The following is a 12,578-nucleotide window of genomic DNA, read 5'->3' as shown; positions in this document are numbered from 1 at the left end:
CCGGGCCGTCAGGTCAGCCGTCTGTCGCCGGGCTCCACGACCCGCAACCAGCGGTAGCCGTAACCGTCGAGATGCACCTCGGCCCGACCGCGCTCGTCGAGCGGAATGCGCGTGACGGCGAACAGGTCGGACAATTCCCAGCCGGCGCCGTCCACGTCGAGCTCGAGAGGGACGACCACAGGGGTGTTGGCGAAGTTGTGCAGGGCGACGAGGCGACCGACGTCTGCCGACACCTGGTGGGCGAGCACGGAGCTGTGCGGCTGATCGAGCACGGCGAGCTCGCCCCATCCGATCTCCGGCGATGCCCTGTAGCGGGCCGTCAGGCGGCGGATGAAGAGGAGCATCGACTCCTCATCGTGCATCTGCGCCTCGACGTTGACGTGCTCCGGGGCGTAGCCGTCGCCGGGCGGCTGGGCAACGAGGCGTGACGGAATGGCACGCGAGAAGCCGCCGTTGCGCTCGCTCGTCCACTGCATGGGCGAGCGCACGGTCAGCCGACCGCCCAACTCCTCGTTCTCCCCCATCCCGAGCTCCTCGCCGTAGAACAGCACGGGCGTTCCCGGCAGCGAGAACAGCAGGCTGTAGACCAGCTTCACCCGACGCGGGTCGCCGCCCAGCATGGGTGGGAGACGGCGGGCGATGCCGCGCCCGTAGACGCGCATCCAGTCCTCCGGCGCGAAGGCGTCGAACACCTCCTCCCGTTCGGCATCGCTGAGCTTGTCGAGGGTGAGCTCGTCGTGATTGCGCACGAAGTTCGCCCATTGCATCTCGGGTTCGAGCACCGGGCGCCGCGCCAGCGTCTCGGCCAACGGCGTCGCGTCCGACCGGGCGAGCGAGAGGTACATGCGCTGCATGGCCTCGAAGTCGAACTGCATCGTGAGCTCTGCGGAGCGGCTCGCCCCGAAGTACTCGACCTGCTGCTCGTAGGGCAGGTTCACCTCGCCCAGCAGGATCGCCTCGGGCGAGCGACGCTGGAGGAAGCGACGGACGTCGCGCAGGAACTCGTGCGGGTCGCCGATGTCGGTGCCGGAAGGCGGCTCGATGAGGAACGGCACGGCGTCGACTCTGAACCCGGACACGCCGAGCGCGAGCCAGAACCCGACGGTCTTCGCGATCTCGTCGCGCACCTTCGGGTTGGCGATGTTGAGGTCGGGCTGGTGCCTGTAGAAGGAGTGCAGGTAATACTGGCCGGCCTTCTCGTCCCAGTCCCACACGCCGTCCTCCTCGCCCGGGAAGACGGTCTCGGGCTGCTTCGCGGGCGGTTCGTCCCGCCAGACGTAGTAATCGCGATACGGCGAGGTGGGGCTCCGGCGAGCGGACCTGAACCACGGATGCCGGTTCGAGGTGTGATTCATGACGAGATCGATGATGACCCTGATGCCTCGGTCCGACGCCGTGCGGATCATCTCCGCCACGTCGCCGTGGCTTCCGAAGCGCGGATCGACGCCGTAGAAGTCGGTGATGTCGTAGCCGTCGTCACGGTCGGGCGTCGGCTGGAACGGCATCAGCCACAGGCAGGTGACTCCGAGCTCGGCGAGGTAGTCGATACGGTGCTCGAGGCCCTCGAAGTCGCCGCATCCGTCGTCGTTCCAGTCCATGTAGGTCTCGATGTCGAGGCAGTACACGACGGCGGTCTTCCACCACAGGTCGCTGGTGTCGCTGATCTTCATGCGCGCACCCCCGCCAGCTGCGGCAGCACGTCGCTGCCGAAGACGTCGATGAAGCGCTCCTGCTCCCGCCCGACGTGGTGCAGGTAGAGCCGATCGAAGCCGATCGACGCCAGCGACTCGAGGTGGGCCAGGTGGGCGCCGGGGTCTGCAGAGACGAACACCGGGCCGCGGATCGCGTCGGGTGCGGCATCCGCCGTCTCAGCCACGAAGTCGGACGGATCGTCGAGCTCCCACGAGCGCACCGGGGGAACGAGGCCGTTGCGCCACTGCGCGTTCGCGATGGCGAGCGCCTCGTCGTCGGTGGGGGCGTAGCTCAGGTGCACCTGCAGGCAGACCGGGCCGGACCCTCCTGCGCCGCGGTAGGCGTCGACGACGGATCGCAGCTGCTCGGGAGGCTGCGCCACGGTGATGAGCCCATCGGCCCACGCGGCGGACGAGGTCGCCTTCTCCACGCTGACGGCTGCGGCGAAGATCGCCGGCGGCTCGTCGGGGAGGCTCCAGATCCGAGCCCGGTCGACTGTGACCAGCCCGTCCGTCGACACCTCCTCGCCGGCGAGCAGACGACGGATCACGTCGACGCACTCGACGAGTCTCGCGTCGCGCACGGGCTTCTCGAGCCACGCATCGCCGGTGATGTGCTCGTTCATGGCCTCACCGCTGCCGAGGGCCGCCCAGAAGCGGCCGGGATACATCGCGGCGAGCGTCGCCATGGCCTGGGCGATGATCGCCGGGTGATAGCGCTGACCCGGAGCCGTCACGACGCCGAACTCCAGCCGCGTCGACTCGAGAGCCGCGGCCAACCAGCTCCACGCGAAGCCGGAGTGCGCCTGTTCCGGCAGCCAGGGCGCGAAGTGGTCGGAGCACATCGCGGCCTGGAATCCAGCCTGTTCGGCACGCTGCACGGCAGTGAGGAGGGTGCGCGGGTGGATCTGTTCGTGTGAAGCGTGGAATCCGACGAGCGGCATGGTGTCCTCTCCGAACGGCACTCTGCCGCATCGCACCCCACCCTCGCGGAGAGCATCCGACCTCCACAACCCCTTGCGAATCTGCCGCGTCGGCGAGCGCGCGGCCGCGACGGCGCTCAGCCCGCGGTCGAGCCAGCGCCCCTCCCGGCCGTCATTCCGGCGGTCTCGCCTCGTGATGCCTGCGGTCGTGCGTGCGCCGCTCCTCCTTCATCTCCGCCTCGAAGAGGTGCCGGCGACCGGCGACGAGCTCGTCTCGCGCCATCCGTTCGAGCTCGACGAATTCCGCGTGATACCCGTCGTCGTAGTCCTCGACGATCTGGAAGGTCCACCGCCCCTCGATGACGTTGCGACCGACGAGTTCGGTCTCGATCCGGTCGGCGATGCCGTGATGCCCGGCGGCACGCAACTGGTCGACCGCATCGCCGAGAGCGAGGTCCGCCTGGCCGGTGAGCCTGTGGAAGGCGTACAGGTGGCCGCGCGCGTCTTCGGCGACCTCGAGCGCCTCGGACAGCTTGCCGAGCGCCGCGACGGTCTCATCGGAGACGCCGGCCGGGCGGAGGTGCTCGTCATCCGGCCCGTCATCGGTGAGGTCTCTGCTGGCTGTCATGCAGAGACTCTCCGCCGCCCGGGTCGAAGAGTCAACGGGTTGCGAGTGCGCCGGTGGCTGCTGTCAAGCACTGTCGGCGCACGCCGGGGGCACCGTACTGTCGAGGGCAGGTCGCACGAACGCGATCGTGCGTGACGTGCGTCGCATCGGCGCCGGAAGGAGAGCCACCGTGTCTCGCAACGTGAAGCGGATGTCGTGCCAGCCGTCTGCGGTCTTCGAGGTGCTCGCCGACGGGTGGCTCTACCCGGTCTGGGTCGTCGGCGCCTCCCGTATGCGCGATGTCGACGATGCCTGGCCCGCCCCCGAGAGCGCCCTCCAGCACTCCGTCGGCGTCTGGCCCGCGGTGATCGACGACGAGACCGTGAGTGAGGAGTGGGCGCCGCCGCACCGCGCGGTCATGCGGGCCAAGGGCTGGCCGATCGGCGAGGCCCGCGTCACCATCGACGTCAAGCCGTGGGGGAACGGATGCCTCGTGCGCATCCAGGAGCATCCTGTGGCCGGACCAGGCGACTGGGTCCCCCGCATCCTCACCGAACCGATGCTCTACCTGCGCAACCGGGAGACGCTGCGCCGACTCGCCTACATCGCCGAGGGCCGCCAGCCATCGACCTTCCATGGCGCTCACTCGGAGACGGTGCCCTCAGCATGACCGAGTTCGACGCCGTGGTCGTCGGCGCCGGGCCCAACGGGCTCGCCGCCGCCGTCACGCTCGCCCGCGCCGGGCTGCGCGTGGTGGTCTACGAACGCAATTCGACGCCGGGAGGCGGCGCGCGAACGGCAGAGCTGACGCTGCCAGGGTTCCACCACGACGTCTGCTCGGCGGTGCATCCGCTGGCCCTCGCGTCACCGTTCTTCCGCGAGTTCCAGCTCGATCGGCGCATCGACCTGCAGCTGCCCGGGGCGTCGTTCGCGCATCCTCTCGACGACGGCCGAGCCGGGATCGCCTACCGCGACCTCGATCGCACGGCGGCTGAGCTCGGCCGGGACGGCGGCGCGTACGCCGCTCTCATGAGGCCGCTCGTCGAGCAGGCCGACAGGGTCGCACGCCTCACCGGTGACAGCCTGCTGCGCGTTCCCGAACACCCCGTGCTCGCCGCCCGCTTCGGCCTGCGCGTTCTCGAGCAGGGCACGCCGCTGTGGAACCTGCGCTTCAGCGACGACCTCGCCCCCGCGATGCTCAGCGGCGTCGCGGCCCACGCCATCCGCTCTATGCCGAGCCCCACCACAGCCGGAGCCGGGCTCGCCCTCACCGCCCACGCCCATGCGCGCGGCTGGCCGATCCCCGTCGGCGGCACCCAGGCGATCATCGACGCCATGATCGAAGACCTCGTGACCCACGGCGGTTCCGTGGTGACGGATGCCGAGGTCACCGACCTGCGCGCCCTCCCGTCGAGCCGCGCCGTCATCCTCGACACGACGCCGCGGGCGCTGCTCGCCCTCGCCGCGGACAGGCTGCCCGCCTTCTATGCACGAGAGCTCGAGTCGTTCGAGTACGGCAACGCTGCTGCGAAAGTCGACTTCGCGCTCGACGCGCCCATCCCGTGGGCGAACCCGGCCGTGCGACATGCGGGCACTGTGCACCTCGGCGGTACTCGCGCCCAGATAGCCGCGGCCGAGCGCACTGTCGCGGCGGGCCGACACAGCGACGCCCCCTATGTGCTGATCTCGCAGCCGACGGTCGTCGACGGATCGCGGGCCCCGGCCGGCAAGCACACGGCGTGGGCGTACACGCACGTTCCGGCCGGCTCGGACATCGACCAGACCGAGGCCGTCACCGCGCAGATCGAGCGTTTCGCCCCCGGATTCCGTGACACGATCCTGGCCTCGTCGAGCCGCACGGCGATCGACCTGCAGGAGTACAACCCGAACTACATCGGCGGCGACATCGCCGCCGGGGCCGCCAGCATACTCCAGTTGCTCAAGCGACCCGTGCTCGCGCCGGACCCGTGGCACACTCCGCTCGACGGCGTGTACCTGTGCTCGTCCTCGACGTCGCCCGGCCCGGGCGTGCACGGCCTGAACGGCTGGCATGCCGCGCGTTCGGCCTTGCATCGCACCTTCGGGATCGAGGCGCTTCCCGACCTGTCGATCGGAGCCTAGGCCGGTTTCGCACCGATTCGTCAAGGGGTCTTGATCACGAAGGAACCCGACGTATCCTTATCTCAGAGACCAGCCACGCTGGCATCTGTCGAGACGCGATCCGGGTCGAGCACAAAGACGTGCGGGCTTGATGCTCCCGTCCGACGCCGTGGCCCCTCAGCGCAGTGCGCCGAGGGGCTGCGCCTCTCTTCGGCTGATGAGCTCAACTCTCCGCGCCGGCGCCGTACTCCTCGTCGGTCACGTGGTCGCCCCAGGTGGCGTCGTCGTCCTCCCACATGGCGAGGTGGCTCATGAACGAATCCCCGGAGGCCCCGTGCCAGTGCCACTCCTTCGGCGGGGTGTACACGGTGTCTCCGGGCTGCATGGTGATGACCTCGCCGCCGCGCGACTGGATGAAGCCGACTCCGTCGGTCACGTGCACGGTCTGCCCGAGCGAGTGCTTGTGCCACGCCGTGCGGGCGCCGGGCGCGAACCGCACGAGGTTGACGCGCAGTCGCGAGGGTGCCTCGCCCCGGGCGATGACGTCGAAGTAGACGTCGCCCGTGAACATCTGGGCGGGCCCCTTGGTCGACGGGGTCCTGGGGATCAGTTGCATTGCCGTTTCCTTTCATTCAGCGTTGGTCGGGTAGCGACCGAGCGCAGCAAGGCCGCGTATCGAGACCGCTGATGATGATCTCGATAGGTGTCGGACGTCGTCCGGCATCACTCGATCAGCGAAGCTGCCTGCTCCTGGGTCATGGCCCAGCTCGCGAGCATCTTCAGCGCGTCGGCCGTCGGCGACCCCACCGGTGCCGTGTAGACGAGCAGGGTGAGGTCGGCATCGCTCGAGAGCTCCATCGCCTCGAAGTTGAGCTCGAGGGCACCCACGATGGGGTGGTGCAGCCTCTTGAATCCGGTGCGATGGAAGCGCACGTTGTGCTTCGCCCAGCGCTGCCTGAACACCTCGCTGCGGGTGGAGAGCTCGCCGATGAGGTCGGAGAGGGCCCTGTCGTGCGGATGCCGCCCCGCCTCCGAGCGGAGCATCGCGGCGATGTCGTCGGCCGCACGCTCCCAGTCGGTGAAGAACTCCTTCGAGGCCGGGTCGAGATAGATGAAGCGGGCGGAGTTCGGCGGCTGATGGGCATCCGTCAGCATCGGGGAGTACAGCGCCCGGGCGAGCCGGTTGGACGCGAGCATGTCGTGCCGGGCGTTCCGCACCCAGGCCGGGGCATCCGTGATCGCATCGAGCAACTGCTGCACCGGCTCGCGCACGCCCTTCGCCGCCGATCGGCGACGCGATGGCGACGGCGAGAGCACCGGCACCGAGGCCCGCGCGAGGTCGAACAGGTGCGCCCTCTCGGCATCGTCGAGCTGCAATGCCCGGCCGAGTGCCTCGAGCACGCTGTCGGACACTCCGCCCAGGTTTCCGCGCTCCATGCGCACGTAGTAGTCGACGCTCACACCGGCCAGCATCGCGACCTCTTCGCGACGGAGCCCGGCCACGCGACGATTGCCGCCGTACGCCGGCAGCCCGGCCTGCTCCGGGGTGATCCGCGCCCGGCGTGTGCTCAGGAACTCGCGGATCTGCGCTGTCTGGTCCATGGTTTCGACAGTACGCCCGGCCCATCCGGGAAGGGAGGCACTGGCGTTACCCGGTAGGACAGTGCGCGGTTCGGATTGTGACGGCACTCGTTGCGCCATACAGTGACGAAGGTCGGCCACTCGGCTCGCACGAACGAAGGAGCAGGAGCACATGACGGTTCCCGGCGAATCCCGATCGGATGCCTCCACGTCGGCCGTGTCGCTCGACGGCAGGCGTTTCCAGTTCCAGGGCAGCGTCGACCAGCCGTTCGAGCCAGGAGACTTCGTGTCTGTGCTCGACGCCTCGGGCCATCGATACATCGGCCAGGTCGATGAGGTCACCTTCACCATGGAGGGCACGTTGCTCGGCACCGGGCGCATCTTCGGTGCCACGAATGCCGCAGGCACATTCGACCCGCGCGCTTCAGCTCCATTCGCAGCGGGCGTGCTCCGGCGGGCTGATGCCGACACGGTCGATCAGCTCTTCTCTGCCGGCGACCTCGAGGTGGGGAGCATCGTCGGCAGCGACAGCGTGACGGCACGCCTGATGTCGAAGCGGTTCAATCGGCACACCTTCTGGTGCGGCCAGAGCGGGTCGGGCAAGACCTACGCGCTCGGCGTTCTGTTGGAGCAATTGCTCCTGCACACGGCCCTCCCGATGGTGGTGTTCGACCCCAACGCCGACTTCGTGCGCCTCCGCGAGTCGAATCCCCGAAATGGCGACGCGGCGGACTCTGCGGACGGCCACACCCTCGCCAGTCGCGACATCCGCATCCTGCGCCCCCATGCCGACGGTGACGACGGGTTGCGGGTGCGATTCACCGATATGTCGATGAAGACGCGCGCTGCGGTACTCCGACTCGACCCGTTGCTCCATCGCGAGGAGTACAACGAACTCGTGCACCTGGAGGAGCGACTCGACAGCCTCGATCCGTCGGGGATCGTCCCGACCCTCGAGGAGCGGAACGTGCCGGCAGCCGCCGCCCTGCGCGCTCGCATCGAGAACCTGCGCACGGTCGACTGGAGCGTCTGGGCGCTCGGCCAGGCCGCGGCGACCGAGGTGCTCGACCAACGGCCCGACGCGACGGTGCTCGACATCGGCGGATTCACGTTCCCCGAGGAGCATCTCGTCGTCGCCCTGGCCGTGCTCGACGACCTCTGGGCCAAGCGCGAAACGCGGCGGCCGCTTCTCATCGTCATCGACGAGGCCCACAACCTCTGCTCACCAGAGGGAGAGAGTCCGCTGCACGTGGCGGTGCGCGAGCGCATCATCCAGATCGCCGCGGAGGGCCGCAAGTTCGGTCTCTGGCTGCTGCTGTCGACCCAGCGTCCATCGAAGATCCACCCGAGCATCATCTCCCAGTGCGACAATCTGGTGCTCATGAAGATGAACTCTCCACTCGACCTGGCCGAGCTCGGCGAGACCTTCGGATTCGCACCTCCCGGCATGCTGGCGCGCTCTCCTCAGTTCCGGCAGGGCGAGGGACTGTTCGCTGGCGGTTTCATCGCAGCGCCGGCCATCGTGTCGGTGCGGCCGCGCCTCACCCGTGAGGGCGGGATCGACGTGGACGTGCCGATCAGGGGCACGGAGAGAGTCGAGGCATGAGTCGCGACGTACTCGGGCCCCTCGTGCGGCGCACGGGGTTCGTCACCGAGGAGTCCGTGTACGGCATCGTGCTCGTCAGCGGCATGATCACGGTCAGTGGCGGGCACGGTGAGGATCCGTGGCAGGTGTTCATCACCGTCTTCGCCACAGTCATCGTGTTCTGGGCCGCCCACGTCTACGCCGGCACCATCGCCGGTCCACGTGGGGCGGCGCAGGATACCCGCGGCTCGCTCGCAGAGGACTTGCGCCGATCACTCCGCCGGTCGCTCGGATTCCTCACGTCTGCCCTCATCCCGTCGGCGATCCTGCTGCTCGGCGCCCTCCGGGTCGTCGATGACGAGACCGCGATCTGGATCGCCTTATGGGCCGGCGTGCTCATCCTCGCCGTGCTCGGCTACGTGGCCTTCACCCGCTACGGACACGGCTGGCCGATGCGCATCCTCGGGGCCCTCATGACGGCGCTCTTCGGCTTCGCGATGATCGCGCTCAAGGCCTTCGTCCACTGACCTGCAGTCTGCGAGCGCGCTCACACGAAGGGGGTACTCGCAACCCCTCCCAGTGCTCACCGCCACGCACGTAGGCTGGGCGAGCCGCCGCGATGATGCGGGCAGAGATGGCGCAATCCGCCGCTGCTCCCCACGGCCGGCCGTTCCCCCTCGAGTACCCCAGGAGATCCATGCTCACCGTCGACGCCTACGCAGCGCCCTCAGCCACCGAACCCCTCATCAAGACCACCATCGAACGTCGCGCCGTCGGCGCGAACGACGTGCTCATCGAGATCGCGTACTCGGGCATCTGCCACTCCGACATCCACACTGTGCGCGGCGAGTGGGGACCGATCAGCTACCCGCAGGTCGTCGGCCACGAGATCGTCGGCACTGTCACCGAGGTCGGCTCCGATGTGACCCTCCACACCGTCGGCGACCGCGTGGGTGTCGGGTGCATGGTGAACTCCTGCCGCGAGTGCGAGAACTGCCTCGCCGGCGAGGAGCAGTACTGCCTCGCCGGCAACACCGGCACCTACGCCGTGGTGGACCGTGACGGCACCATCACGCAGGGCGGTTACTCCACGCACGTCGTCGTGGTCGAGGACTTCGTGCTGAAGGTTCCCGAGTCGATCCCGTTCGATAAGGCCGCGCCGCTGCTCTGCGCCGGCATCACCACGTACTCGCCGCTCGCCCACTGGAGCGCCGGCCCGGGCAAGCGCGTCGCCGTCGTCGGCATGGGCGGGCTCGGCCACATGGCCGTCAAGATCGCCCACGCCATGGGCGCAGAGGTCACAGTGCTGTCGCAGTCGCTGAGCAAGCAGGAGGACGGCCTGCGTCTCGGCGCCGACCATTACTTCGCGACGAGCGACGAGGCGACCTTCAGCGACCTGAAGAACCACTTCGACCTGATCATCAACACCGTGAGTGCGTCGATCGACATCAACGCCTACCTGTCGCTGCTGCGCCTCGACGGCACTCTCGTCAGCGTCGGGGCCCCGGCCGAGCCGCTGCCCGTCGGCGTATTCACGCTGTTCGGCAACCGCCGCACCTTCGCCGGTTCCAGCATCGGCGGCATCCGCGAGACCCAGGAGATGCTCGACTTCTGCGCGGAGCACGGCATCGCGCCGGAGACCGAGCTCATCTCGGCTGACTACATCAATGAGGCCTACGAGCGCGTGCTCGCCTCCGACGTACGCTACCGCTTCGTCATCGACGCGGCCACCATCTCGGCCTGACGCGAGCGGATGCAGCACGGGCGGGGCTGCGCGACCTGATCACGGTTGCGCAGCCCCGCCTGTGCGTGAGCGGTTCCTCCTAGCTTCCCGGAACGAGCACGCGATCGATCGTGTGGATGACGCCGTTCGACGCCTTGATGTTGATGGCCTTCAGCACGAGCTTCGGATCCTTGAGCGTCGGGGACTCGTCGCGCAGGGTGATGAGTCGGGGCTTCACGATTCCGCCGTTCGCCATCGTGAGCTTGCCCGCGAAGATGACCTTCACCGGGCTCAGGGCCTTACCCGCGACAACGTGGTACAGCAGGATGTTCTTGATCTGGTCGACCGTGAACGCTCCGGTGATGGTCGTGAGCGCTGCGGCCTCGCTCACCGGGGCAGCGCCGGTGAGGTCGGTGACGAGGAGCGCGAAGGCGCGGTCGTTCGGAGCGAACACCGTGAACTTCGTGCTCGTGTCGGCGAGCACCGGCACGAGACCTGTCACCGTGAGTGCCTGGATCAGGATGTCGTAGTCGCCGGGGTTGGAGTCGGGCGTTCCGCCACCGGACGCGGCGACGGCGACGTCGACGATCGATCCGGGAGCTGTGTGCGCGACGGTTCCGGCGTTGGCTGGAGCTACGGCAGCGAGCACCAGGGCTCCGGCTGCGACGAAGGCGGCGGTGGCCGCGATCAACTTCTTCATGGGGGCATTCCTCTTCCTTGAGGGCACGAGCGTGCCGGTTGGTGGATGCCTCCGTCGGGGAGTCTATGCCCCTGTTCGGGGGTGATGGCAAGAGGTCGGGCCAACTCGAATCCGTTGCATCCGATGTGCCCGTTCTGCTGGAAGTACTGAGTGAAGAGCACCGCGCGAACCTCCTCGCGCATCGGGAAAGGACCCCATGCTCCACGACTCGGCAGGGCTGCCGACGGATGCCTCCACGGCAGCCCTGCCGGACCACCCCCACGACGCGCTCGTGACTATGCTGGGGCACAGCAACGCTCCCAGAGGCCGACGACCGTCGGCGCCGGGAGGAACGCGGCGCGTCGATCGGACGCGACCCCACCACGGAGGACGACTCGCCACTGTGCTCGACATCGATGACGACGCGGCCATCGGGCTGGCATTCCGTGCCGGTGACGAAGAGGCCATCGCCGCTGCCTACACGCGCTGGTCGTCGCTCGTCTACACGCTGGCCGTGCGTGCCCTCGGCATCGCGGCCGATGCCGAGGACGTGACCCAGCAGGTGTTCGTCTCCGCCTGGCAGGGACGCGCCAACTTCGACCCAGAGCGCGGCCCATTGCCCGCGTGGATCGTCGGCATCACGCGGCACCGCATCGCCGACGCGCTCGCTGCGCGCACGCGAAGCCTGCGCATCGTGGAGTCCAGCGAATCCGTGGCTCGCGTTCAGGAACAATCCGTAGAGGTCGACGTCGCCGAACGCCTCATGATCGCCGATGAGCTCGCACGACTCGATCCCGTACCACGCGAGGTCATGGCCCTGGCGTTCTACGGCGACATGACGCACACCGAGATCGCCGACAGCACGGGTCTTCCACTCGGAACCGTCAAGAGTCACATCCGCCGAAGTCTCGGGCGTCTGCGCACACGAATGGAGGTGGATGACAGTGCATCTCGATGACGGCACCCTCGCACTGCTCGCCCTCGGCGATGCCGAGCCCGATGCAGTGCAGCGCTCCCATCTCTCCTCTTGCGAGCGGTGCTCGAGTGAACTCGATGATCTCCGCCGGACTGTTAGCATCGCCCGCTCATCGCGCGACGTCGAGCTGCTGGCTCCACCGCCGCGGGTGTGGGAGAGCATCAGCGCGGAACTCGGCCTCGGACTGTCGAGTCCGGCAGTGGCTCCGGATGCAGCTCCGGATGCCGCGACTCCGGCACCGGCATCCGTCACCGGGCGCCGCCCTCGCTCGACGGGCTTCGCCCGCTGGTGGCCCGTCGCCGCAGCGGCGCTCGTGGTCGGCGTTCTGGCCGGCGTGGCCGGCGCGGTCCTGTGGCCGACGCCCTCGGCCGACGTCATCGCGGAGGCGGCGCTCGATCCGCTCCCCACCTGGAACGCCTCGGGCACCGCGCGCCTCGAGGAGAGCGATTCGGGCAGCACTCGTGACCTGGTCGTCGACCTCGATGCGCCCTCGGGCACCGATCTGCGCGAGGTGTGGCTCATCGACCCTGCGACCAACGGACTCGTCAGTCTCGGCCAGCTCGCGGGCGCGAGCGGTCGCTTCACTGTTCCGAACGGCATCGACCTCGAGCAGTTCTCCGTCGTCGACGTCTCCGACGAGCCCGCCGACGGCAACCCGGCGCACTCGGGGGACTCCATTGTTCGGGGCGAGCTGCGCCTGCTCTGACAGCGCC

13 protein-coding genes are annotated in these 12,578 nt (G+C 68.7%); 7 read left to right on the top strand and 6 right to left on the bottom strand.

The annotated features are described in order from the left end of the window. Positions 1-8: 8 nt before the first annotated feature. The 3 genes from AADV74_RS11750 to AADV74_RS11740 all read right to left on the bottom strand — a co-directional run bounded on the left by AADV74_RS11750 (position 9) and on the right by AADV74_RS11740 (position 3,242). Positions 9-1,670 (bottom strand): alpha-amylase family protein, encoded by a 1,662-nt coding sequence (locus AADV74_RS11750; RefSeq protein WP_342114247.1) that lies wholly within the window; start codon positions 1,668-1,670, stop codon positions 9-11. Next, the gene (locus tag AADV74_RS11745) at positions 1,667-2,635 is read right to left on the bottom strand and encodes a TIGR03885 family FMN-dependent LLM class oxidoreductase (protein WP_342114245.1); all 969 of its coding nucleotides are present in this window, start codon (positions 2,633-2,635) and stop codon (positions 1,667-1,669) included. Before AADV74_RS11745 ends, AADV74_RS11750 begins: the two co-directional genes overlap by 4 nt. Positions 2,636-2,786: 151 nt before the next feature. After that, positions 2,787-3,242 carry a hypothetical protein gene (locus AADV74_RS11740; protein ID WP_342114243.1) on the bottom strand — a complete coding sequence of 152 codons (456 nt, stop codon included), beginning with the start codon at positions 3,240-3,242 and terminating at the stop codon, positions 2,787-2,789. A gap of 169 nt (positions 3,243-3,411) precedes the next feature. Here AADV74_RS11740 and AADV74_RS11735 point away from each other — a divergent pair, with 169 nt between their 5' ends. After that, entirely contained in the window at positions 3,412-3,891 is a 480-nt protein-coding gene (locus AADV74_RS11735) for an SRPBCC family protein (protein WP_342114240.1), read from the top strand. Next, the gene (locus AADV74_RS11730; RefSeq protein WP_342114238.1) at positions 3,888-5,342 is read left to right on the top strand and encodes a phytoene desaturase family protein; all 1,455 of its coding nucleotides are present in this window, start codon (positions 3,888-3,890) and stop codon (positions 5,340-5,342) included. Before AADV74_RS11735 ends, AADV74_RS11730 begins: the two co-directional genes overlap by 4 nt. A gap of 202 nt (positions 5,343-5,544) precedes the next feature. Here the strand turns inward: AADV74_RS11730 and AADV74_RS11725 are convergent, their stop codons facing one another. Continuing rightward, positions 5,545-5,937 carry a (R)-mandelonitrile lyase gene (locus AADV74_RS11725; protein ID WP_342114236.1) on the bottom strand — a complete coding sequence of 131 codons (393 nt, stop codon included), beginning with the start codon at positions 5,935-5,937 and terminating at the stop codon, positions 5,545-5,547. Positions 5,938-6,044: 107 nt separating this feature from the next. Next, positions 6,045-6,923, bottom strand: coding sequence for a helix-turn-helix transcriptional regulator (locus AADV74_RS11720; RefSeq protein WP_342114234.1), 879 nt, complete (start codon positions 6,921-6,923; stop codon positions 6,045-6,047). A 151-nt stretch (positions 6,924-7,074) separates the two neighbouring features. On the opposite strand from AADV74_RS11720, the gene AADV74_RS11715 reads away from it, so the two are divergent. The 3 genes from AADV74_RS11715 (at position 7,075) to AADV74_RS11705 (ending at position 10,231) form a co-directional block, all read left to right on the top strand. Further along, positions 7,075-8,508: an ATP-binding protein gene (locus AADV74_RS11715; protein WP_342114232.1), complete on the top strand. Its 1,434-nt coding sequence runs from the start codon at positions 7,075-7,077 to the stop codon at positions 8,506-8,508. Beyond that, positions 8,505-9,014, top strand: a complete 510-nt coding sequence (locus tag AADV74_RS11710) for a hypothetical protein (RefSeq protein ID WP_342114231.1) — start codon at positions 8,505-8,507, stop codon at positions 9,012-9,014. The genes AADV74_RS11715 and AADV74_RS11710 overlap by 4 nt, the downstream gene beginning before the upstream one ends. A gap of 170 nt (positions 9,015-9,184) precedes the next feature. After that, positions 9,185-10,231 (top strand): NAD(P)-dependent alcohol dehydrogenase, encoded by a 1,047-nt coding sequence (locus tag AADV74_RS11705; protein ID WP_342114229.1) that lies wholly within the window; start codon positions 9,185-9,187, stop codon positions 10,229-10,231. 79 nt (positions 10,232-10,310) lie between these two features. Here AADV74_RS11705 and AADV74_RS11700 read toward each other — a convergent pair whose 3' ends face one another. Beyond that, positions 10,311-10,910, bottom strand: coding sequence for a fasciclin domain-containing protein (locus AADV74_RS11700; RefSeq protein WP_342114227.1), 600 nt, complete (start codon positions 10,908-10,910; stop codon positions 10,311-10,313). 382 nt (positions 10,911-11,292) lie between these two features. On the opposite strand from AADV74_RS11700, the gene AADV74_RS11695 reads away from it, so the two are divergent. Both AADV74_RS11695 and AADV74_RS11690 read left to right on the top strand, forming a co-directional pair. Next, positions 11,293-11,847 carry a sigma-70 family RNA polymerase sigma factor gene (locus tag AADV74_RS11695; protein WP_342114224.1) on the top strand — a complete coding sequence of 185 codons (555 nt, stop codon included), beginning with the start codon at positions 11,293-11,295 and terminating at the stop codon, positions 11,845-11,847. Continuing rightward, a complete protein-coding gene (locus AADV74_RS11690) occupies positions 11,828-12,571 on the top strand; it encodes an anti-sigma factor (RefSeq protein WP_342114222.1) in 744 nt (247 codons plus the stop codon). The genes AADV74_RS11695 and AADV74_RS11690 overlap by 20 nt, the downstream gene beginning before the upstream one ends. Positions 12,572-12,578: the final 7 nt, after the last annotated feature.

Origin of the sequence: Leifsonia stereocauli, assembly GCF_038432415.1 — a bacterium.
GTDB classification, from domain to species: domain Bacteria; phylum Actinomycetota; class Actinomycetes; order Actinomycetales; family Microbacteriaceae; genus Orlajensenia; species Orlajensenia stereocauli.
This window is presented reverse-complemented; position numbering and strand designations above follow the sequence as displayed.

Bases quoted from the DNA above. Each gene is read 5' to 3' on its own strand.
- AADV74_RS11710 (WP_342114231.1), top strand. From the start codon at position 8,505: ATGAGTCGCGACGTACTCGGGCCCCTCGTGCGGCGCACGGGGTTCGTC.
- AADV74_RS11700 (WP_342114227.1), bottom strand. From the start codon at position 10,910: ATGAAGAAGTTGATCGCGGCCACCGCCGCCTTCGTCGCAGCCGGAGCC.
- AADV74_RS11750 (WP_342114247.1), bottom strand. From the start codon at position 1,670: ATGAAGATCAGCGACACCAGCGACCTGTGGTGGAAGACCGCCGTCGTG.
- AADV74_RS11715 (WP_342114232.1), top strand. From the start codon at position 7,075: ATGACGGTTCCCGGCGAATCCCGATCGGATGCCTCCACGTCGGCCGTG.
- AADV74_RS11730 (WP_342114238.1), top strand. From the start codon at position 3,888: ATGACCGAGTTCGACGCCGTGGTCGTCGGCGCCGGGCCCAACGGGCTC.
- AADV74_RS11745 (WP_342114245.1), bottom strand. From the start codon at position 2,635: ATGCCGCTCGTCGGATTCCACGCTTCACACGAACAGATCCACCCGCGC.
- AADV74_RS11725 (WP_342114236.1), bottom strand. From the start codon at position 5,937: ATGCAACTGATCCCCAGGACCCCGTCGACCAAGGGGCCCGCCCAGATG.
- AADV74_RS11690 (WP_342114222.1), top strand. From the start codon at position 11,828: ATGACAGTGCATCTCGATGACGGCACCCTCGCACTGCTCGCCCTCGGC.
- AADV74_RS11740 (WP_342114243.1), bottom strand. From the start codon at position 3,242: ATGACAGCCAGCAGAGACCTCACCGATGACGGGCCGGATGACGAGCAC.
- AADV74_RS11705 (WP_342114229.1), top strand. From the start codon at position 9,185: ATGCTCACCGTCGACGCCTACGCAGCGCCCTCAGCCACCGAACCCCTC.
- AADV74_RS11720 (WP_342114234.1), bottom strand. From the start codon at position 6,923: ATGGACCAGACAGCGCAGATCCGCGAGTTCCTGAGCACACGCCGGGCG.